The sequence below is a fragment of the Acaryochloris sp. IP29b_bin.137 genome, from assembly GCF_028285745.1.
Taxonomy (GTDB): domain Bacteria; phylum Cyanobacteriota; class Cyanobacteriia; order Thermosynechococcales; family Thermosynechococcaceae; genus Acaryochloris.
The window spans coordinates 1-21,396 of sequence record NZ_JANQOP010000297.1 but is presented as its reverse complement, the minus strand read 5'-3'; the positions used below and the strand labels follow the sequence as shown (position 1 = coordinate 21,396).

General features: G+C 48.4%; 19 protein-coding genes and 3 pseudogenes. 9 read left to right on the top strand and 13 right to left on the bottom strand.

Annotated elements, in window-relative coordinates:
* Nucleotides 1–372: 372 nt before the first annotated feature.
* A pseudogene (locus tag Q0991_RS20825) lies at nt 373–789 on the top strand (TIR domain-containing protein); the annotation flags it as partial.
* Between the two features lie 122 nt (nt 790–911).
* Here the strand turns inward: Q0991_RS20825 and Q0991_RS20820 are convergent.
* The 4 genes from Q0991_RS20820 to Q0991_RS20805 form a co-directional block, all read right to left on the bottom strand.
* Nucleotides 912–1,847 carry a histone deacetylase gene (locus Q0991_RS20820; RefSeq protein WP_299492164.1) on the bottom strand — a complete coding sequence of 312 codons (936 nt, stop codon included), beginning with the start codon at nt 1,845–1,847 and terminating at the stop codon, nt 912–914.
* Nucleotides 1,848–1,974: 127 nt separating this feature from the next.
* Nucleotides 1,975–2,412, bottom strand: a complete 438-nt coding sequence (locus Q0991_RS20815) for a peroxiredoxin (RefSeq protein WP_299492158.1) — start codon at nt 2,410–2,412, stop codon at nt 1,975–1,977.
* 95 nt (nt 2,413–2,507) lie between these two features.
* Nucleotides 2,508–4,847 (bottom strand): HDIG domain-containing metalloprotein, encoded by a 2,340-nt coding sequence (locus Q0991_RS20810; RefSeq protein WP_299492156.1) that lies wholly within the window; start codon nt 4,845–4,847, stop codon nt 2,508–2,510.
* Nucleotides 4,848–5,041: 194 nt separating this feature from the next.
* The gene (locus tag Q0991_RS20805) at nt 5,042–5,950 is read right to left on the bottom strand and encodes a hypothetical protein (protein WP_299492154.1); all 909 of its coding nucleotides are present in this window, start codon (nt 5,948–5,950) and stop codon (nt 5,042–5,044) included.
* Nucleotides 5,951–6,034: 84 nt separating this feature from the next.
* On the opposite strand from Q0991_RS20805, the gene Q0991_RS20800 reads away from it, so the two are divergent.
* Nucleotides 6,035–6,418, top strand: a complete 384-nt coding sequence (locus Q0991_RS20800) for a GFA family protein (protein WP_366525027.1) — start codon at nt 6,035–6,037, stop codon at nt 6,416–6,418.
* Nucleotides 6,419–6,448: 30 nt separating this feature from the next.
* Here Q0991_RS20800 and Q0991_RS20795 read toward each other — a convergent pair whose 3' ends face one another.
* On the bottom strand, nt 6,449–7,453 hold the full coding sequence (locus Q0991_RS20795; protein WP_299492152.1) for a CBS domain-containing protein: 1,005 nt from the start codon (nt 7,451–7,453) through the stop codon (nt 6,449–6,451).
* Between the two features lie 7 nt (nt 7,454–7,460).
* The gene (locus Q0991_RS20790; RefSeq protein ID WP_299492150.1) at nt 7,461–7,814 is read right to left on the bottom strand and encodes a recombinase family protein; all 354 of its coding nucleotides are present in this window, start codon (nt 7,812–7,814) and stop codon (nt 7,461–7,463) included.
* A 397-nt stretch (nt 7,815–8,211) separates the two neighbouring features.
* On the opposite strand from Q0991_RS20790, the gene Q0991_RS20785 reads away from it, so the two are divergent.
* The 4 genes from Q0991_RS20785 to Q0991_RS20770 are packed head-to-tail and all read left to right on the top strand — an operon-like array spanning nt 8,212 to nt 9,679.
* Nucleotides 8,212–8,511, top strand: a complete 300-nt coding sequence (locus Q0991_RS20785) for a 2Fe-2S iron-sulfur cluster-binding protein (protein WP_299492148.1) — start codon at nt 8,212–8,214, stop codon at nt 8,509–8,511.
* 15 nt (nt 8,512–8,526) lie between these two features.
* Nucleotides 8,527–8,847: a thioredoxin gene (gene trxA, locus Q0991_RS20780; protein WP_299492146.1), complete on the top strand. Its 321-nt coding sequence runs from the start codon at nt 8,527–8,529 to the stop codon at nt 8,845–8,847.
* Nucleotides 8,848–8,873: 26 nt separating this feature from the next.
* Nucleotides 8,874–9,173, top strand: coding sequence for a hypothetical protein (locus Q0991_RS20775; RefSeq protein ID WP_299492144.1), 300 nt, complete (start codon nt 8,874–8,876; stop codon nt 9,171–9,173).
* A gap of 50 nt (nt 9,174–9,223) precedes the next feature.
* Nucleotides 9,224–9,679 carry a CBS domain-containing protein gene (locus Q0991_RS20770; RefSeq protein WP_299492142.1) on the top strand — a complete coding sequence of 152 codons (456 nt, stop codon included), beginning with the start codon at nt 9,224–9,226 and terminating at the stop codon, nt 9,677–9,679.
* 13 nt (nt 9,680–9,692) lie between these two features.
* Here Q0991_RS20770 and Q0991_RS20765 read toward each other — a convergent pair whose 3' ends face one another.
* Both Q0991_RS20765 and Q0991_RS20760 read right to left on the bottom strand, forming a co-directional pair.
* Nucleotides 9,693–11,147, bottom strand: a complete 1,455-nt coding sequence (locus tag Q0991_RS20765; RefSeq protein ID WP_299492140.1) for a tetratricopeptide repeat-containing serine protease family protein — start codon at nt 11,145–11,147, stop codon at nt 9,693–9,695.
* 85 nt (nt 11,148–11,232) lie between these two features.
* Entirely contained in the window at nt 11,233–12,771 is a 1,539-nt protein-coding gene (locus Q0991_RS20760; protein WP_299492138.1) for an AAA family ATPase, read from the bottom strand.
* 188 nt (nt 12,772–12,959) lie between these two features.
* Between Q0991_RS20760 and Q0991_RS20755 the strand changes: the two genes are divergently transcribed.
* Nucleotides 12,960–14,660 (top strand): TolC family protein, encoded by a 1,701-nt coding sequence (locus Q0991_RS20755; protein ID WP_299492136.1) that lies wholly within the window; start codon nt 12,960–12,962, stop codon nt 14,658–14,660.
* Between the two features lie 124 nt (nt 14,661–14,784).
* On the opposite strand, the gene recJ is transcribed toward Q0991_RS20755, so the two are convergent.
* From recJ to Q0991_RS20735, 4 genes are all read right to left on the bottom strand, one after another.
* Entirely contained in the window at nt 14,785–17,139 is a 2,355-nt protein-coding gene (gene recJ / locus Q0991_RS20750; RefSeq protein WP_299492134.1) for a single-stranded-DNA-specific exonuclease RecJ, read from the bottom strand.
* On the bottom strand, nt 17,129–17,293 hold the full coding sequence (locus Q0991_RS20745) for a hypothetical protein (protein WP_299492132.1): 165 nt from the start codon (nt 17,291–17,293) through the stop codon (nt 17,129–17,131). Before Q0991_RS20745 ends, recJ begins: the two co-directional genes overlap by 11 nt.
* A gap of 189 nt (nt 17,294–17,482) precedes the next feature.
* A complete protein-coding gene (locus Q0991_RS20740) occupies nt 17,483–18,226 on the bottom strand; it encodes a hypothetical protein (protein ID WP_299492130.1) in 744 nt (247 codons plus the stop codon).
* A 144-nt stretch (nt 18,227–18,370) separates the two neighbouring features.
* Entirely contained in the window at nt 18,371–19,720 is a 1,350-nt protein-coding gene (locus tag Q0991_RS20735) for a cytochrome P450 (RefSeq protein WP_299492128.1), read from the bottom strand.
* A gap of 551 nt (nt 19,721–20,271) precedes the next feature.
* Here Q0991_RS20735 and Q0991_RS20730 point away from each other — a divergent pair.
* Together Q0991_RS20730 and Q0991_RS20725 are read left to right on the top strand one after the other, a co-directional pair.
* Nucleotides 20,272–20,814: a DUF4334 domain-containing protein gene (locus tag Q0991_RS20730; protein ID WP_299492126.1), complete on the top strand. Its 543-nt coding sequence runs from the start codon at nt 20,272–20,274 to the stop codon at nt 20,812–20,814.
* Nucleotides 20,815–20,894: 80 nt separating this feature from the next.
* Nucleotides 20,895–21,070 (top strand): annotated as a pseudogene (locus Q0991_RS20725) (IS1 family transposase); the annotation flags it as partial.
* 34 nt (nt 21,071–21,104) lie between these two features.
* Here Q0991_RS20725 and Q0991_RS20720 read toward each other — a convergent pair.
* Nucleotides 21,105–21,396, bottom strand: a pseudogene (locus tag Q0991_RS20720) (transposase); the annotation flags it as partial.

The window sequence follows — 21,396 nt, the reverse complement described above, 5'->3', positions numbered from 1 at the left end:
AACCAAGATGATTGTGTGATTAGATTTTCCATAGCGCTTTTGCTCCTTGCGGACTTTCAGTGCTTTTGAATTACCTCTGACGAACTTGAAACAGCCCTGGCTCAGTATGGTGGGCCACATCAACTGCTTAAAACTAAACAGGAAAAATTCTCAGAAATATACGAACATATATTGCTTCTAAAGGAGTATGGCTTAGCAGAAGTAAGAACTCTAGGGCAAAGTTTTGATGGTCCTACTGGGGCTGTTATTGATCGAATCACAGCAAAAGGATATCGCTTTCTAGAAAATACTAATATTGATCTAACTAGAGACAATAGCTGGGAAAATAGTTTACAAAATAGTCAGCAAAAATTGGTCCAATCACACATGGATGGAAATAAAATTTTTATCGGACATGGCAGATCAAAAATCTGGCTGGAACTAAGTAATTTTCTGAGTCAGCGGTTAAAATTAGAATGGGATGAATTTAATCGAGAACCTTCCGCAGGCCAGACTACTCAGCAACGGCTCCAAGATATGCTAGACAAAGCAGCCTTTGCTTTTTTAATTATGACGGCTGAAGATGTAGATCAAGATGGTAAATATCATGCTCGTGCGAATGTGATTCATGAAGCTGGGTTATTTCAGGGAAGGCTTGGATTTCAAAAAGCAATTATTCTCTTAGAAGAAGGGTGTACAGAGTTTTCAAATATTCAAGGACTTACTCAAATACGCTTTCCTAAGGCTAATATACTAGCGAAATCAGAAGACATCAGAGCAGTATTGGAAAGAGAAGGGATTTTAATGTAAAGCTAGCAGACTCTAACTTCATCCAAGTTAGTTTAAGTAAATCATCTTGATTGTTGAAAATATTAAATAAATATAGAGTATTTCTCTTTCATTTTCTGACCCTTTAAGTAGTCATTAAAAACCTAAATCTTAGTATTTGAGTTTCTGAGGCAGGCTTGAATCGTTGCCGTGACCGATTGGGCCAATGCAGATAAGTCATATCCTCCTTCCAAACCAAACAAAATTTTAGGTGTGAGCTTCAAGCAATATTGAGTAAAGACGCCATAGTCTTGAGGAATCAGATTAATGCCAGCTAGTGGGTCGACAGCGTTGGCATCGTAGCCAGCACTGACGAACAGTAAATCAGGCTTAAAGTCCCTGAAAAAGGGCATAATCTTGTCTCTAAATTGCGATTCATAATCCGCCAAGGTGCTGCCTGCTGGCATCGGCAGGTTGAGGACATTACCATGCAATCCGGTTTCCTCTGCTGCACCCGTGCCGGGATAGCAAGGGGATTGATGAAGCGAACAGTAGGCTATCTGGGGATGGGACTCAACAATCGCTTGAGTGCCGTTGCCGTGATGGACGTCCCAGTCAAGAATGGCAACGCGTTCAATTCCGGGTTGAGTAAGGGCGTAGTGGGCTGTGATCGCAGCGTTAGAAAACAAACAAAATCCCATCCCCGTTTCTGGCACCGCATGGTGGCCTGGGGGTCTAGCTAACACAAAGGCAGGAGATTGGTGGGCCAACACCTGATCCACTCCATCTAACCAAGCATTCACCGCCAGCAAGGCTACTTCGTAGCTGTGGGGAGACACCACCGTATCTGGATCGAGATAACTGCCCCCAGATGCAGCCAAGGAATGGACCTGCTGCACATAGTCAGTAGTATGAATCTGATTGATCCAATCTAAGGGATCTCTTTGCGTCAAGGGCGTGGGGGAGACCCACTGCAACTGCTCTGCCCCGGGCATCTCCTCTAATGCCCGTTTGATCGCCGTTAGCCGCTCTGGTTTCTCTGGATGATAAGGCCCCGTCAAATGCTCCAGAAAGCGATCCGAATAGAGAATGGGCAACATATCAGTTTGTCTACGATGGGGGTCTGTGAGCAGCATAGACCTAACCGAAAAGAACGCCAAGAGGATGTTTTTACTCCTGGCGTTTTGACAAGATCAATTTTGTGCAGAGGGCCTTCCTCTACCTGACTTACAGACCTAAGTCAGCCAAAATATCAGTGGCATGGGTGTCGGTATTGACGGAGGTGTACACCTTATCAATTTGTCCTTGACCATTGATCACATAGGTGACGCGCTGGGCATACCCGCCTCCATCCACGTCATAGGCCTTCATTAGGCTGTGGTCAACATCGGCCAAGAGGGGAAAAGGCAAATTGAACTTGCTGGTAAAGTCTTGGTGGGAACTTTCGTCATCGCCACTCACGCCAAAGACCGCGATATCTTTGCCTTGGTAAGCACTGTAGTTATCGCGAAAGCTACAGGCTTCCTTCGTGCAGCCAGGGGTATCGTCCTTGGGATAAAAATACAGGACAACCGTCTTCCCGGCATAATCTGCAAGGGAAACCGAGTTGCCATTGGTGTCTTTAGTCGTAAACGCAGGAGCAGCAGTGCCAGCGGTTAAAGCCATAGGGTTTCCTCAACAAAACGGAACTAAAATCTGGGAATATGATCCATCTCTGGCTGAACACCAGAGATACCCAAAGTAGTGTTACATATTTTCTCTTACTTGGGGGGGATGGTTGCCGTGGGGTAGGGAATGCGCTTGTGATGAAACTGCAACCATACTTCTACAAACACCTCGGCCAGCACATTTAATTCATCGCGAGTGAGGTGGGACTCCACTAACTGGTTGTCCTGCCAGCGGGCTTTAAAGATTTTGTTGATGGTTTTGAGGGCTAGATCCGGCGTGGCATCTTTGAGCGATCTCAAGGCTGCTTCACAGGAATCAGCCAACATCACAATCCCCGTCTCTCGGGATTGGGGAATCGGGCCAGGATAGCGAAAATCGGATTCTTGCACCGGGTCGAGATCAGGATTAGCCGCTGTCTGCTGCTGAGCTTGATGGTGGAAAAACGCAATCACCATCGTCCCTTGATGCTCGGGGATAAAGGCTTGAACAGCTGCAGGCAAGCGACATTTTCGCGCCATCACTAATCCCTCGGACACATGCTTCTTAATAATCTCGGCACTTTGCCAGGGATCATTGAGCAGATCATGCTTATTGGTCGTGTCTCGCTGGTTCTCAATAAAAAATTGAGGGTCATGCATTTTGCCAATGTCATGGTAGAGGGTCCCCGTTCTCACCAGCTCCACATTGCAACCCAATGCACTGGCTCCCGCCTCTGCTAATGTCGCCACAAACATCGTGTGTTGGAAAGTACCGGGAGCCTCCTTTGAAAGACGTTTGAGTAAAGGGCGATTGGGATTCGCTAATTCTGCCAGACGAATGGGCGTAACCAGATCAAAGACATGCTCAATAAAGGGACTGACGCCCAGGGCCACAATCGTCCATCCTAATCCCACGAGGCCTTGAATCAGAGAAAGACCCAGAATGCTGTAGACTGGGGCACCTGAAACAGTCATCAGGACAAACAGCGTGATTCCCTGCGTGATGGCGACAATCACCCCCAGCAGGGCAATCTCCTCCCGAGATCGGCGTTGACGGACCACCAGGCTGGCAATCAAACTCCCGGCGGCGATGGCCCCCAACTCCATAAATCCACTACTGAGCCCTAGCGGAATCAACCCCGACAAAATCATGACCACGGTTGCGCCTAAAACGGGACCATAAAAGCTGCCCATCAGCAAACCCACAGCAGGCAAACTGGTGTAGGTGAGCCCCGTTGTCCAAATCAAAAGCGAGGCACTGGCAGATAGGATTAACACCAAAAGATAATCTCGGCGGCCAAAGTCAGGTCGACAGCGTCTTTGTACAACTAAAAACACGGCAATCCCGCCACTGACTGCAGCTAGAGTTCCAATGAGCCCTAACCAGTTGATCCCCCGCCGGCTGAGACCGAAATGCTCCAAAACGGCAAAATCGGATTGAGAAATCGGGTCTCCTGCTTTGACAATGATTTCATCCTTGCGGATCGGAACAAAGGTGGTAGGAATTTGTTCTGCAATCCGTTCGCGCTGGCGTAAATTGCCCCTCGGGTCAATGCTGAGATTCGGCTTCAGAACCAGGGGTAATAATTTGAGACCGAGGGATTGCACCCTGGCGGGATAATTTTCGACCTGGACCGTTGCCGCCTGTTGCATAACAGCAACCGGTAATCCTGGCGGAATCCCTTGGGTAAGAATGCGCTTTAAGGCGGTCCGGAGGCGTTTTTTGGCCATCGCCCATTCGGGTTCAGTAAATGCCAATAGGGCCTGGCTGGAAAATCCTTGCAATCGGGGCGGAACATCGCCTAATGCGGCTTGATAGTTCTGCTGAGATTGGGTGATCTGCTGCATCAATTTGGACCATTGAGCCCTATCTTTTTCTTTCTCTCGATATCGTCTAAGGGCAGTGATCGCAGCTTGGGCTCTCAACCTAGGGGTAGAAGCTGGGGTTGTGGCATTGACCTGCTTCAATAGGGCTTGAAATTCCGCTGTATTCTGCTGTCTGAGAAAATGCTGTACCGCAGGAGACAAAATTCGGGTCGAGGCGTAGGGAAATTTCCCGGCTGATTCTCGGAATTTTTGGATATCAGCCAGATAAGCATCCAGTTCTGCTTGAATACTGGCCGTCAAGGAAGAATTGACCATATAGACGCTAATGGCGTCGCGCAGAGCTTTTTCCCGAGCGTCAGCCGTAGCGATCGGGTCAGGGGCTTGGGCAGAATCCGGGGCTTTAATCGTTTCAGGGGCAATCGTGCCAATGGTTAATTGGGGCTCGTGATAGAAACGATGGCCGATCACGCTAGTCAGAGCTGCAACAGACACAGCCAATAGCAAGGGAGATTGCTGTTTGAGGGTTCGACGATTGCCAACGCCTTGAAAATTGGGAATCCGTGACGCGGCCGTTGTAGATAGCCAGCGGTCTAGACGAAGCTTCTGAGAACGAAGTAATTTCTTCATTGGAGGGTTAGACGGCTAAGGCGACGTTTCCATTCAGTTCCGCAAAACCCGATGGGTCAAACTAAATTGTGTTGCCATGACGGAGTTCCCTCTGCTGATCAGCAAAATGTTCGAGTGCTTCAATTATAGTCAACTCAGCTATACCGTAATGGCTCCATGGGGCAGGCAGACTCTCAACCGTTCAGTTTCGCGGTCTAGCCACGGGGTCTAAGTATACCGGGCGCAGCTACCACCGTTTGCCCTAAGGGTAGCGTTATTGAGGAACAACAACCTGACCAGACCGATAAGAATTGGTCGGCAAGGCCAAGGATATCCTGCCTTGAGACTGGAGACGATGAGGATAATAGTGGACTCTGCAAATCGATAGGGATGCGCTCGGAACCGTTGAAGACCCCCGATAAAGCGCAAGCAATCAGGGTGGACGGAATAGGAGAGGACGTGAGCGATCTCCCCCGAGTCAGGGTTAAGGCGAATGAGTCGGGGGTGCTCGCCCAACAGAAAAGAGCCAGGGCAATGGACATCTCCAAAGATTCTGTAGGGGTAGAACATTGCCGCCCGAGGTCTTTTTCGGCAGTGGCTAAGCTGGCATGATCCTGTAGGAGGTCTTGAACTCGATAAAGCTGGTTGGGTAATGTCCGGGTCAACCAGAAAGGCTGGTTTAAAAGTTGGGAGATCAGCGTATGCGGATGGGCCTGTTCTTGACAGAGGAGTGCGATCGCAACCCCAATCCCAATCACCCCATCTCGAAGACGAGGATTCGCCACTCCCGGTATACAATAACTCAGTTGTGCTTCTAGCTGGGTCAGATCCTCATGAAAGAACAACGTTATAGGCAACGCTCTGGCAATCAGCCGAGCTAAGGCAAAATCATCGTCTAGTGGTTGACGTGCAGACGAAGGAGAAGGGGCGGGCTGCATCAATGTTTGAGCGGAAGTTGCCATCTCATCCCACCATCCCAGACCCTCTGGTGGAACGGACCAAGAACAGCCTGAAGTAGAGGTTTGGTCAATACTGGATGGCTGATTCCTCTGCTGCAAATCAGCCTCTAAAACAGCGACCCCCAGCCATAATCCCCGGAAACGATTTGTCAACAACTGTTGCATAATTCACTGCATGGTAAAACATGGCTGTCAAAATCTTTGCCCAGCATAAGATAGATCCATCGTCAGTGTATTGGGGGGTGTTCCTTGAAATATTCAGGAAGTTGTCACTGTGGTGCAGTGCGGTTCGAAGTTGAGGCCCCCAAGGACTTACAGGTCGATGAGTGTAACTGTTCTATCTGCTCAAAATCTGGATTTCTGCATCTTATTGTGCCTCAATCCAAATTTACCCTGTTGCAAGGGCAAGACGCCCTCACCACCTATCGGTTTAATACAGGGGTTGCCCAGCATACCTTCTGCCGGATCTGTGGCGTCAAGCCCTTTTATATTCCTCGATCTAACCCTGATGGTTACGATGTCAATGTTCGCTGTTTGGATACTCCACCGAACTCTATGGAGGTGCTGCCCTTTGATGGCGTGAACTGGGAAGAAAATGTCCATAAGGTAGCCCATAAATCGCTGGACAATTAAGTGTGTAAAGTCAGCCTTGCTCGATATGGCCTAGCTCACTTCTGCATCCCGTTGATGCCAGTGCGAGGCCTTTTCTGCCTCTAGCTGCTCAATTGTTTGTTGTAGCGTTTCAATAATGCCGTACATCTCTAGCGGGTCAAATACCTTTAACAAGCTGGTTTGCGTGACAATTCCTAAATCTTGTCCCCAATTCCAGGACACCACCAAGCGCCGTACGCGTCTTCGCTGCATTTCTTGATGGGCGGACCAGAGAGAATCCCCTGGGTCCAGTAAAAACAAGGGTGAACTCATCACCTCAACTGCCGTAATTTGGCCAATGTTAAACTGCATGGCTTGAAATTGGACAATATCTCGCTCCGTGACGATACCGATCGGTTTAAGACCGTCATCTGGGGCAGGTTCGACAATGACCACACAACTGACACGATGCTGCGCCATCAACTGGGCCAGACTCAGGACTGAACAATGAGGCGGTGCATGAATAACGGCAGTTGACATCACCTCGGACACCCGACGAAGCTTGAGGAGATTTGCCGGTTTCAACACGCGTCGCAGACTACTGGGCTCTGTAAGGCCAATGAGTTTGTTCTGATCGTCAACAATCGGCAAATGGCGGATTCGATATCGACGGAACAGAAACATAACGGCAAAGATATCTTTGAAATCAGCCAAGGATAATGTCTTAACTGGATGAGCCATCACATCGGCAGCCGTGATGCGATCGCAATCCATCCCCGCAGCGGCAAAGCGCACAATATCCCGCTCCGTCAAAATGCCCACAATATCTTGATCTTGCATAATCAAGGCGCAGGTCGGTCGAGTCGGAGCCTGTTCTGTATCGGCAGAATGGTGCGGTTCTGTTCCTAATGCACAGCTACTGAACGGCATTTGGCTCATCTGGGCAATCACATCCACTAGGGAGGTGTCAGGTGCTAACACTAACGGCTGGTAATTGATGGCCTCCTCTAAATTGGGAGTACACATCATTGGATCACTTTGCTGCATTTGTACACCTAACTGGATTAATCCAGTCACGATCGGATCAATCCGCCTGAGACGGTTGAGTCACCCCAGAAATACGTGATGTCTTGCCATACAAGCGATCTAAAACTCGCTTCACAGAGATCCGCTGCCACTGGCGACCCCGTTTTGTTGTGTAACCGTGCTGGTTTAACCAATTCGCGATTTGTTGTAGCGATTTGCCAGACTTATGGTGGCGACGAATCAACTCAATGATTTCCACCTCCCGAGGATTATCGATTAGCTCCCCATTGTGAGCCACTTGACCAAAGGGAGGAGAACCATATCCGGCATAGCCACCTTGCGCTGCCTTGGCTCGACGGCCTTGATTCAGCCTCAGACTGACTTCACTTACATCCCATTTTTCAGCAGACATGAGACCATCCGATGCGTCCTAAGAGCAATGTTACAAGGAAATTGCGTTTTGGATATATATAACAAGGAATGTACACCTTTTAGGTGTATAGTAGAGAGATGTAACGGACCTTTTGCTAAATAAACCATTGGATATAAAGAACAGACCAGAATGGTCTAGAACTTTCTGGACTGTTCTTATTGCCAGGTTCTTTAGTAATACTCACCATCTTAATTCAAGTTGAGTTGGATCACTCTCCCAACAGCCGTTTAGACGCAGTTAGTCCCCTTTTTTTGACCAAATGTGCATTTTATAACACTTACCAAAGCACAGTAGATTGACTTCAAGTCTTCTACCTCCGTGGTTCTGATTGGTCGCCACCGAACTTTACCTATCAAACTAAAAAGGATTTGAATACATGGCAACCTATAACGTCAGGCTAATTAATGAGGCAGAAGGTATTGATGCCACGATTGCTGTTGAAGACGATCAGTATATCTTTGATGCAGCGGAAGAAAATGACATGGATCTCCCTGTATCTTGCCGATCGGGTGCTTGCTCCAGTTGCGCTGGCAAGGTGATTTCAGGACAAGTTGATCAGTCCGATCAGTCCTTCCTGGATGACGATCAAATCGCGGCTGGTTTTGTCTTAACCTGTGTGGCCTATCCGGTTTCTGACTGCACGATTCAAACCCACCAAGAAGATACCCTACTTTAATTCTCCTAAATTCTTATGAGTGCTGTAACTTACGTTCAAGACAATGAATTTGAGCAACTAATCAAAGATGAGCCCATCGTGGTGGTTGACTTTACAGCCACCTGGTGTGGCCCCTGTAAAAAAGTGAGTCCGATGATGGACCAACTGGCTGCGGACTACGATGGCCGGGTCAAAGTGACCAAAGTTGACGTTGACCAGAATAAAAGCGTTGCGAAGCAATTTGGCATTCGCAGCATCCCTGCGGTGTTAGTCTTCAAATCCGGTGAACTTGTAGAAACCCTTGTGGGCATGAATCCCTACGAGAAATTTACGACTGCCGTGGATAAGCATCTCTAAATTGTGCACGCCATCAGGAAATGAGCATGAGTCAAATAGGAACGAGTTCTGCCCAAACCGTCTGCTGCCCTCAATGTGGATCAGCCGCACGGCGACTCTATTTTACGAGTTCCTATCCCACTCATCTCAAATGTCCAGGCGGGCTGGTTCACCAGATTGAGTGTCCAAGTTGCGATTATTTACTGGTGTCTTGTGCTGTCAATGGTCAAGTCGTCGAGGCCTATGCGGAAGGGATATCCACCTACCATCACTCAGCCCATCCCCCTCGCCCTTCAGGACAGCCTCCGTTGAAGATGGCGCAGTCATCCTCACACCATTTAGAGTAAATTATTCTTCCCTTCATCCCCCTTACCTTAGCCCCAAGGAGTCTAAAGCCATGATGCGAGCAGAAGAAATTATGACGCGCGATGTTGTTGCCATCAGTGGTTCAGCAACTGTTGCCGACGCGGTCAGCAAGATGAAAGATAAAGGCATTCGAGCCTTAATTGTAGAGCCTCGCTATGGGGGTGATCCTTATGGCATGGTGACTCAAACGGATATTGTCTATAAGGTTGCGGCTTTTGGCTATGATCCCAAAAAGATGAAGGTCTACGAAATCATGACCAAACCCTGTATTGTGGTCAATCCTGATTTAGGGGTCGAGTACGTCGCCCGTTTGTTTGCCAATACTGGGATTCGTCGGGCACCTGTGGTCAAAGAGCACCTGCTTGGCATCATTTCCATTAGCGATATCCTCAAGAAAAGCGATTTCGTCGAGAAACCCAAGAGCAACTTTGAACAATATTGCGAAGAGTTCCCTAACGCCCCTGAGGCTCGAATCTACGAAGATTAGTCGGTGCACTGAATCAGCGAGATAGCTTTAAGAGGGTGGCCCGGATAATATCATTCAACTGATTATCCCCCTCCCGCTGTGTCTTAAAAGCAGCAGACTGTAGCAGGCGCAGGCCCGTTTGCTTGTCGCCCTGCAAGCTGCTCAGCAAGCCCTTATGGATATCAGTGATGGCTGAGTTAAAGGGAAGCCATCGGATTTGTTCCAATTCGGCAATCGTTTTGGATTGATCGGTAGGATTGCCCCCTCTGGTTTTATCCTGTAAAACCTGAATGACCCCCTTCATCACCTTCGCTTCTGCAAATTGGGGTTTAAATGCGATCGCACGATTCAGCGAAAACATCGCCCCCTGATATCGCCAAAGTTGGGTTTGGGATAATGCTTGCCGATAGAGGATGGTGGCATCCAACGGACTGAGGACTAATGCTTGCCGATAGTCATTCAGCGACCCCGGCGTATCTCTAGAATTGGCTTTCACCACACCCCGTTGCACATAGGCCTGGGCATACTCTGGATTCAATTGGATAGCCTGGGTTAAATCTTCAATCGCCTTGGCCGAATCTCGTTGTCGATAGTGGCCCAGACTACGACCATAAAAGGCTTCCACATATTCAGGGTCTAGCTCAATGGCTTGAGAAAAATCGGCAACGGCTCCTGCATAATCTTTACGCTTCAGTTTATCTCCCCCTTGTAGATAAAAATCTGCGGCAGTGGGTTCATTCACGTCTGGGCGTGGATCAAGGGTTCCTAGATTCAGGGCGGCGAGGGTCGAAGGCAATGAATTGAGAAAGGTATTAATGGGAATCCCTAGATTAAAACCCGTCTTGATATAGATATCGGGGTTGGTCTGCTCATCTTGGGGCTGAATCGTTGCCGTATCAGCCCGACCATGAATAGCCACCAGTCGGCCCTGGTCATCCAATACAGGCCCCCCACTCATGCCTGGCAACGTGCTATTGGAGTAAACCAGCGCATATCCGTCCGCCAATGGTTTTGTGGCATTGGCGGTCACTTTCCCTTCGGTGAAGTTGTAAATGGACTCTGTTAGGGCCAGGGTACGGGCTGGAAAACCGGCCACGAAAATGGGGGTGCCTTCAGGGGCATCGTTAACATTGCCCATCTTGGCCACCGCGTAAGTTTGGGCGCTTGTGAATTGGACAATAGCCAGATCCACCCCTTGGAATTTTTGAATACTGGATGACGTGATTTTATGGGTTTGCTGGTCAGGGGTTTGGATATCGTAGGTATTGGGTAAATCAACGACATGAGCTGCTGTGGCAACGGTATAAGTATCCCCCTTGCGGTTGACAATCACCCCCGAGCCCATCCCGCCTGGACTGCTAATTCGAACGGTGACATTTTTGGCCAGTTTACTGACTTCTGCGACACTCAACGCTTGGGCAGGCTGCACCCAAACAAGGGCTGCTGCTGTCCCAAAGAGAATTGAAGAGAGGTGAATGGTTTTATGCATACCTAGAACAGATAAAAATGATAAACAGAAGATTCAAATTCGGGCATTGGGCCGTGTAAAGGGAAGCCAAGCATGGGCTCAAGGGCTATCTTGCACTCATAAACCGATCTTGAGCAAGGTCGCGCAGCTGCTGTAAATGTTCTTGTCGCGAGACAGATAGTGGAATCATGCTCTGAATTTCCTGGACCAGTAGTTCAGTATTCAAGGGGGTCTCCAGGTAGAGGGCTCGGTAGAGGGCTGCTACCACTCCCTGCTCTATTTCAGCACCACTATAGCCTTCCGTCGCCTGCAAAAGAGTGGGCATATCAAAATGACTCGGATCCTGCTTGCGTAGCGTCAGATGAATCCGAAGGATCGCACCGCGTTCTTGCAAGTCTGGCAAATCCACATAAAAAATCTCGTCGAAGCGACCTTTGCGCAGGAGCTCTGGTGGGATCTGGGAGATATCATTCGCGGTCGCCACCACAAACACTTCCTGGGACTTTTCCTGCATCCAGGTCAGGAAAAAACCAAACATCCGCCGACTCAAGCCCCCATCGGTGTCAGCTCCAGTCGCCCCCAAACTCTTCTCGATTTCATCAATCCACAGGACAGTCGGGGACATAGACTCTGCTAAGGAAATGGCCTTACGAAAATTCTTCTCGGATTCGCCGACAAACTTATCGTAAAGACGCCCCGCATCCAGTTTCAGCAAGGGCATTTTCCATTCGCGGGCAATGGCTTTGGCCGCCAGAGACTTGCCACACCCTTGAATCCCCACAATTAAGATGCCTTTGGGCGGGGAAAGATTCAATGCCTTAGCTGCTGGACTAAATCCCACCTGAGCCCGAGCGAGCCAGTTCTTGAGATTGGCAAATCCGCCCCATTCCACACGATTATCTTCGACGGGGAGGTAGTCCAAAACCCCACCCGCTCGAATCAGCTGGGCTTTACGATGGAGAATTCGCTCCACATCACCTGTGGTTAATTTGCCATCATCTAAAGCGGCGTAGGCTAGAACTTGGCGAGCTTGCTTCAGCGTCATTCCCGTCATCGCTTGCACCAGGGCCTGCATATCCGGGTCTTCTAATTCCACAATGGTGCGATGTTTGTGTCTCATTGTTCGCACCACCTCTCTAACCGTCTGTGAGAGTTCATCGCGATCGGGGAGTTTCAAGTCATAGACAACCGCATCATGCTCAATCTCCCTCGGCAACTCGATATTGTCACCGGTCAACACAAACGCAGAGCGTTTTTGAGAAAAGAGCTGCGCGGCCTCGCGAAAATGGCGAGCCGTTTCCGCATCTTCAAAATGCTTGCCAAAATCTTTAAGCCAGAACAGAGCCTTAATCGTCATATCCTGAACATGTTTGAGGACCGCTAAGGGTTCACCAGTGTTGCCAATTGAAGCAGGTTTAATCGTCCCTGGGGGCGCATATTCATTCACCCACGGTGCATCCACCGTTCCAGGAGAACGGATCAGTCCTTGGGCAATACTCCACTCAAACATCGGAATAGACATTTCCTGAGTGGCTTGCTGAAGCAGAGTTTGAACGCGCTCTTCTTCTAAGGTTTCAATAACAATGACAGGATGATAGGACAGGATTAAGGTCTGGATGTCGCGTACACTTACGGATAAGGGCATAACCAGATCGCCAACCAGCAAAGGACAGTATTCTCAAGATGCCCGAATAGAGCGGTTTTAATAAAGGCAAGCCCATAATCCTCGCTTTGATTCCAGTTTTTCTGGCACATTTAGATCTTCAGTTAGAAATAGATTTGGTAGAGTACTAAACGAACACAGCAGGTCTGGGAGTCATTATGAAACCGCGGATGAGATGGAACAAAGCCAGCTATTTGAGTGCAGCATTGGTCATCGCTGGTTCACTAACGACTCCAGCCTATGCGCAAGGGGAAAATCCTGCTGCGAGCGACCTTACTCCTTTGGAAATGGAAGAGCAACCTCTGCGTTTACCCACGACTGATCCAAAGGTGTTAAACCCAGATCAAAAAGTGTTGGATGTGCCCATTGACCCTGAAGATGTCACTATCGACCCTAATCTCGATCAGGCGATTACCCTAGAACAGGCTTTAGAGCTGGCAAAGCGAAATAATCGAGATTTGCAAGTGGTCGAGCTGCAGTTACGTCAGTCGAAAGCAGCCCTAGCCGAAGCCAAAGCTGCTGAACTGCCCACCATCAGTGCGCAGGCCAGCCTGAATCAGACCGATTCTGCCCTGAACCGGATTGCCATTGATCAGCAGGTGGAACAGCAGGTCCAGGAGGTCGAAGATAATATTGCTGTTATTCAAGACCAAATTCAGCAACTTGAAGCCCAATTACCTGGCCTAAATGCAATACAAACGGCAATTGTTAACCAAACGATTGTGGGATTGCAAAATCAAACTCAAGACCTGCAAAACCAAATTCAAGTCATTCGAGATCAGGCCCCCTCGTCGGCCAACACGTTGTTCAACACCAGCGTACAGCTTGAATATGATGTATTTACTTCAGGGCAGCGGTCAGCCAGTATTCGAGCTGCTCAGTCTGCAGTTAAAGCTTCTGAAAAATCTCTAGAAACGCAACTTCAACAACTCCGCCTAGATGTGACCAATGATTATTACGATATGCAGCAGGCGGATGAGCTGGTGCAAATTGCCAAAGCAGCCGTAAGAAATGCGGAAGAAACGTTGGACAATACTCGGGCCTTGGAGCAAGCGGGGTTAGGCACTCGCTTTGATGTCTTGCGCTCAGAAGTACAGCTCGCGAACCAAAAACAACAGCTCTCGCAAGCTCAGAGCCAACAACAAACCGCCCGTCGCCAATTGGCCCAACGATTGAGCCTCAATCCTAGAGCAGCCTTGAGCGCTGCAGACCCGGTCAAGATAGCGGGTTTATGGCCCCTATCCATCACGGATACGATTGTCAAAGCCCAGCAGAATCGGTCGGAGTTGGGAGAAATTCTAGATCAGCGGCAAATTGCCCAACAAAACGAACGATTGATTAAGGGAAGTTTTGGACCACAAGTCAGTGTGGCAGCGAGTGGGACCTTTGCCTATGATATCGACGATTCTTTTGAGGCGTTTGGGTATTCCTTGGGGGGACAAGTGAACAAGTTGCTGTTTGACGGCGGTGCTACTAAAGCAAACGCCAGGCAACAGGCCCTGGGAGCGAAGATCGCTGAAACTCAGTTTGCAAACTTTAAAAATCTGATTCGCTTCCAAGTGGAGCAGAACTACTTTACGCTGCAATCTAGCTTTGAAAATATTGCCACCAATGAATGTGCGGTCACCCAGGCGGAACAAAGCCTAGAGCTAGCACGATTGCGCTCTAAGGCGGGTATTGGGACCCAACTGGAAGTGAGTAATGCTGAAACAGAGTTAACTCGAGCCCGGAGTAACCGTTTACAGGCCATTATTGATTACAATCGGGCATTAATTGCGCTAGAAAGATTTGTGGGGCATCGACAACAACAGGCCAAGGTCGGCGAGGTCCCAGCCTCCAGTGCAGATCAACAGCTCTGTAATCAGGTATAGCGACAGGTCCTCAAATTTCTCCCTGAGGCTGGCGTGATTCCCCCCCATTCTTCGAACGTGAGACAAGTGCAGGGGGAATTAGGGGGTATGTTGCCGTTGGTGGGGCCATCCCCTGCTAGAGCAGCTAGCGAATTTCGCGGTCAGGACTTTGCCGTTCAGCAATGATCCGACCCATCACATCCACGGACACGGTTTGAAAGTACTGTTGTTGAAACTGTTCCTCTCTCAGGGCATCCACAAATTGGAGAATAGCCTGCTGACGATCCATTTGACGATCCACGGAAGCATCCCCTTGAGCCGATGGATTGACCTTAATTCGGATCTGTTGATCCTCGGAATGCACCGCAAACCCAAAAACGCCCAGGCTCTCTAAACCCATTTGTAAGGCCTGAGGACCAATATTCAAGCTGGCTTCCAACAACGCCAGGCTAACGCTTTTCTCCCTGCGTGCAAGGGATTTAGCCATTCCCACCAACTGCTTCCAAACCGCTACTGGATCAGGGGCATCAGCGTCTTCATAAGCGACAGCTAAGGTCTTACCAGTTGTTTGAGCCTGCTTTGCCCAATGTTGGACCGTGGACCAGGAATTGGGGCAGTGATTCATCACGAGGACATCTTGATGGGGGTCAGCCTTGTGGTGGTTCTGCCGCCAATCCACGATGGGGGACTCCAATGTTGGGGTCAGATTCTCTGCAGCCGGACGGACCGCTTCTAGGCGCACCTCATAGCGTTTTTCGTAGGCATTAAAGTCCAGCTCTACAACTGCATCACAGGGACCTGGGGGAATTTCTTCCTTGTAATGCCCCCACCATAATCCCGGAAACCCTCTGTCAAAGGATGTATCACAGATCTGGAAGGTGGTTTTGATGTACTGAACTTTGTTCCCCTTGCGATCGCAAATATTCTTATTCCACACCTGCTCAAACCAGCAGTTGCGAATCAACAATTTAGGCACAGGATTGCCCATTCCGCACGGTTCTAAGAGCTTTAACTCCTTAAATAGCGACCGACCACCATCCGTCGCTAATTCAGCTAACGTGATCGCTAAATCAGCCTGCACAACCGCTGCGGGTTCCGTGGCCTGCTGCTGCCGAGCATGCTGATTAATGCCCTCCACCAGCAGCGGAATATTGGCAATAGGTAAACTTAATCCGGCTGCAAACGGATGTCCGCCAAAGCTCGTTAGTAACGGAGCCTGACGATCAACGAGTTGATACAGATCGATTTGATTCACCGAACGGGCAGACCCCCGAGCCAATCTCACTTCGCCATTTTTAGGCACCGTTTCTTCATTCAACAGAATGGTGGGTCGGCCGTAGGTTTGAGCAATCTGACCCGCCACTAATCCCAATACACCGACGGGCCATTGCGGATCACTCAAAACAATTACTGAAGTGATGGACAGATCCAAATGTTCAAGCTGGCGCGTCACCTGCTTGAGAACATCCTTTTGCAGAGACTTACGGCGCGTGTTCGCGAGTTCAGTTTCTTCTGCCAATTGCCGACATCGGACCGGGTCTGTGCTCGTCAATAGCTCGACACAAAAACTAGCCTCGCCATGAATTCGACTTACTGCGTTGATGCGAGGGCCAAGGCCAAAGGAAATATCCGTGGGCCGATCGCCATTCCGTTTGCACAGTTCCAAGAGGGTGGCAATGCCCGGTCGGGTGCGTTGAGTCAGCTGTTGCTGAAGGTGTTGAATACCGTGTTGGGCCAAGTACCGACAATCTCCTTTCAGGGCAACTAAATCGGCAATCAGACCAATCGCGACCAAATCTAATAGATGGTTTAGGGGCTGCTGAGGGACCTGGGGCAAAGCTGTATAGAGGGCTTCAACCAGTTTGTAAGCCACCGCGACCCCAGACAGATGGGCCAAAGGATGATCCGCTGGTAAATACCGGGGATTAATAATGGCAGTGACTGGGGGCCTTTCAGGAGGCAAGGTATGGTGATCGGTGATGATCACATCTAGGCCCAGTTCTCTGGCATATTCAATTTCAGAAAGATTCGTACTACCCGTATCGCAAGTCACAATCAGCTGATAACCTTGCGCGGCTAAGCGCTCAATGCCGGGTTGATTCAGACCATGAGAGCCGGTCAGGCGATTGGGAATGGTGTAAGTGAGGGAGTGATTCTGGGCGAAAAATTGTCCGAGTCCGTCCCAGAGAACGGCGGTTGCAGTGATGCCATCGGCATCAAAGTCCCCCCAAATCACTACTTTTTGGTTGCGATCGCGAGCCTGGATCAGCCGCTGAATCGCGGTTGTCATTTCTGCGCCAAAGGCAGAAGGAGAGGTTGGTTGGTAATGATTCGGATCTAAAAAGCCAGGAATAGTCTGGGGGTCACAAATCCCCCGTTGCCAGAGTAGTTGGGCTAGATAATGACCGGATATCTGTGGCGCTAGCTGTTGGATATCAGCAATCAACCACTCAGGTGGCGTGACGGTTTGAACAAGATGCCATTGCAGGTCAGTGGGCATTCGCAGTTGTGTTGGCAGCGTTTTGCTCAATCAGTTCATCCACCAAAGAGGAATAACGGCGGATACCAATCTCTCCTTTAAGATAGCGCTGATACACCTCGGCAATGGCTTGCATCAGGGGCTGACCTTGGTGGGCTAATGTTGTGGTGCTCATGATGTATCGATCCCTTTGATTAATCGTGTCAGTTAAGTCAACTCAGACTTGTGTTTGAATTAACTCAACAATACCGAGTTGACCTAACAAACAAATCAGGAAAAATACGGATTATTTCAACGTATCCAAAAAATGCTTTGGGAAGATGAGTCAAAGGTAGGCTAACCGTAACTTTGATAACAGTTCCCCTCAGATAGGTGACACTTTAGCTCGATATAGAAGCTGTTCGCCCAGGCGATATCCAACATAGCGAACTCGGATTGAATCACCGGGTTTCAGGGCTTGCTCAGATATCGACATAACCTGGTGCCACTGAGGATTATAGGCTGTTTCAGTTCCCACTTCGCCGATGGGAACGACTCCCCAAGAAGTTAATAACTGTTCAAGCGGACCGAGTAAAGGTAACAATTTTACCGCAGGGGCATCAGGGTTTTTACGGGCCGCATAAGCTGCCGTTGGCCATTGTAATAACAAAGACTCTAAAGCCTGAATCGTGGATTTTTGATACTCCAGGAGGAGGTGTTCTTGCTGAATCCGTAGCTGCTCCTGTTGATGCTCACATTCCTTTTGCAACGTCATTATCTTCTGCTGAAGTTCGATGTATTGTTGCTCAGATTGGTCAGATTCTCTCCCCAACGTTATGGAAACAGGTTGTTTAAAACTATCTGGTGTCTGAGAACTCCGTAATAATACGGAATTTCTATGAGAAAAGGTAGATAGCAACACACCTAGCCCAATCTGTAAGACCTCGCTTAATAAGAGAACCTTGTGTAAGCGTAAATCCAACAGTCGACCCTGTCGGACCCAATTGATGTGCGTTCTCGAAAGCCCTGACGTTCTGGACAGTTCGGCAAAACTCTTAATCCCCGATCGTTCCATGAGTTCTAAGAGTTGTGGGGTGTAATCAGGGACTCCTGAAGCGTTCACTGACATCAATAAGCCAACCAAAAACCTGCATTCAAGAATGCAACATTTTACTGAACGACCGCAAACCTCAAGCAGAAAATATGGGGCTTGACAGCTCAATAATCTAGTGTGGCATGCGATCCATCCTCGTTAAGTCTCCCTGCTTCTGCTTTAACTACCAATTTTCTTGACTCGGATGGGGATTTTGGGACCCAGGTTAACAGCTCGTCGCCCCGGCTGAACAGGCTGTTGGTTAAGCAAGACTAATTCCACTTGCTTCAGAATAGTGCCCAAGATAATTTTCATCTCAGATAGAGCTAACGTCGCTCCTACACAGCGACGTGCACCTCCACCAAACGGCATGAATTCATAGGGAGAAAACGACTTTTCTAAAAACCGCTCGGGCCTAAATTGTTTGGGTTGAGGATATAGATCTTCCCGTTGGTGGATTAGATAGATGCATCCTGTCACCATCATGCCTAGTTCCAAGTGATACCCACAAAGCTCTATGGGCACTTCTACCCGGCGCAGGAAGGTCGACAGGGTTACCGGATAGATCCGTAGTGTCTCGTTACAGACCGCAGTGAGATAGGGAAGCTTGAGAAATTCTGCAGGAGTCGTGGGGTCGGAAACCGTTTCTAGGACGTTGAGAAGGTGTTGTTTCACATTAGGCAATGAATAAATCCAGTAAATGGCCCAGGTTAAAGCAGTCGCCGTTGTATCATGCCCAGCAACCAGTAAGGTCAGCAGTTCATCTCGTAACGCTTGGTCACTCAGGCTCTTGCCGTCCTGATCCTGAGCCATCATCAGCAGGGAGAGAATATCAGTACGGTCAGGATCAGGGGTGGCGCGTCGTTCCTGGATTTCGGCAAAGACAAGTTTGTCTATTTTTGCGATCACTTGGAGCAGGCGATGCCCGGGACTCCACGAACCAAAATCATTTTGGAGCCAAGGGAAGAGAATGATCGCAGCGGCGGAAGGTGCGCTGGTTCTCTCGAGGATAATGCGAATCAGCTGCTCTAGTTGGGCATAGCGTTCGCCTTGATGCTGTCCAAAGATCACCTGGAGGATAATCTCTCTAGTGATGTCTGCCATCAGACTGCGAACATTCAGGGGTTGGTGTAGAGGCCACTGTGCGATCGCAGTGCTACAAATCTTATGAATTAGATGCCCATAGATGGGTAGGTGGTCACCATGAAAAGCGGGCATGACCAACTGTCGACGACGTTGGTGTTCGGCCCCGCTGAATAACATCAGGTTTTGCCGACCAAAAAAGGGAGCCAATCGTTCATTGACTTCACCCGGTGCCGAGAATTCTGGGCCAGTATCATGAGTGAGGAGATATTGAACGGCTTTAGGCTCGCTAACCATAACGAAGGAATTGGAGCTGCCCCAACTTAAGCCTGTTTGAAAAATATCCCCATAACGCCTGAAGTTTGAATGCATGTAGCCCACTGGATCGAGAACCCACTGCACGGCTTGTAAAAACCTCGGTTGTTTAGGTTTAGGTATAGATGTCAATGGTTCCTCCTCATACCCTGCTTTTCAAAATGGTTGTGGGAGAGACTGAGCCCTTTAAAAGATAGATTCTGGTGTGATGACAGTCATGCTTGGGTTAAGTGCAGCAATCATTAAAGATTTGGAAGACTAGTAACTCACATAGCCAGCTCCTTTGAGTAGACATATCTCCTCTGTAAAGATCTATCGGCTTGTCTAATGACCTTTACGCATGGGGTATGCCTGATTAACCGGATGGTGGTACCAAGCTTTTCTCTCAAAAAGTAGTTAAACTTACAAGAGCTACAGATAATCTTGACATCCCATCTATTTAATTTTCTTGCAAGTCCATGCTGTGATAGCACATTGTTGCTATGGAAGCAAAACACAGCTGTTGAGGGTGGTTTAATATAAAAAAGTTTCTATGCCAAAGTAGATATTGATCTCTCGAAGCCTAGAACCCAACACTAGAAAATTCTAGCGATACTTGCTTTAATATTTCCAGATCAACCTATTTTTATTAGAGTTTTTATACCTCTCGAATAAAACAAGTCAGAATAAAAAGGCTAAAACATATGATTTCTGCTGAACTGGTTTACACAAAACTAATAAAAGAAGCATTAAGCACTGATGAGGTCTTAAATATTTTTGATGATTTAGAGCCTGTAGACTTGAAGTTTATGATGTCTAGATGGCGAGGATCTGAGGTTCAGACGAATCATCCACTCAATGGCTTTTTAGAAGCTACAAATTGGTACGGAAAAGAATTTGTGTCAGCTGACCAGGTTCATCCATTACTCTTTACTGATAGCAATAACAATATATTTAAAGTTGCTCCTAACCCAACCGCAACAAAATTGGCACTTCGCTTCCCAATTCTCAAGAATGAGCGTCTTCAACCTATATTTAGATTAGTGACTATATTATCAAAAACAGAGGTTAGTCATGCCAGAATTCGAATGATGGAACATCATCATAAAGTTAGTGCAACTATGATCTACGACAACTTGCCAATTAATGACATTTTTAGAAAAATTGATGCGGATACAGTTCTTGGATTAATGGATCAAAAGGGTGTGCCCAACCCATACTTTTTTATTCTAAGAAGAGATAAGTAAATACAGACTATAGATAAGATGGCACTGATCTATTAACAGGATCTAGGTATAATGCATCCGACGCAACTTGATGTAGATCAATGGAATGCCCCTACTGCCAGAGCCAGAAAATCCATAAGCGAGGCTTTGATCGCCTGCAAGATGGGACATTTAGTCCAGCGATATCAGTGTAAGGATTGCAAACGGCGTTTTTAATGAACGAACAGGTACCCCAATGGCTCACTTACGCACCTCTAGTTCAGTGGTGAGCTATGCCCCTGCTCGCCTGACACATCTCTGTATCGTTACCCCTATAAGGTTTTGCACTGTAACGAGCGAATTCGAGAAAACCAGATTTTCTCGTAGTACTTCTTTTGAGCTTTCTTGGAGGCAAAACACGGTTGTGGGTCATTCATGAGCAGGGGAATTGGCATTAACAACTGGCGTCCTTTATTAACGACCCCCTTGAGCCATCGCAGTCCAATTTTGAGATAACTGATTCCCCGTCGCCAATGCGGATCCACTTGCTCACGCAGTCCTTCAACTTGAACAGCCATCCCATGAGTGGTGCTGTAAAGCAGTGCTACTGCAGCGACCAAGTAA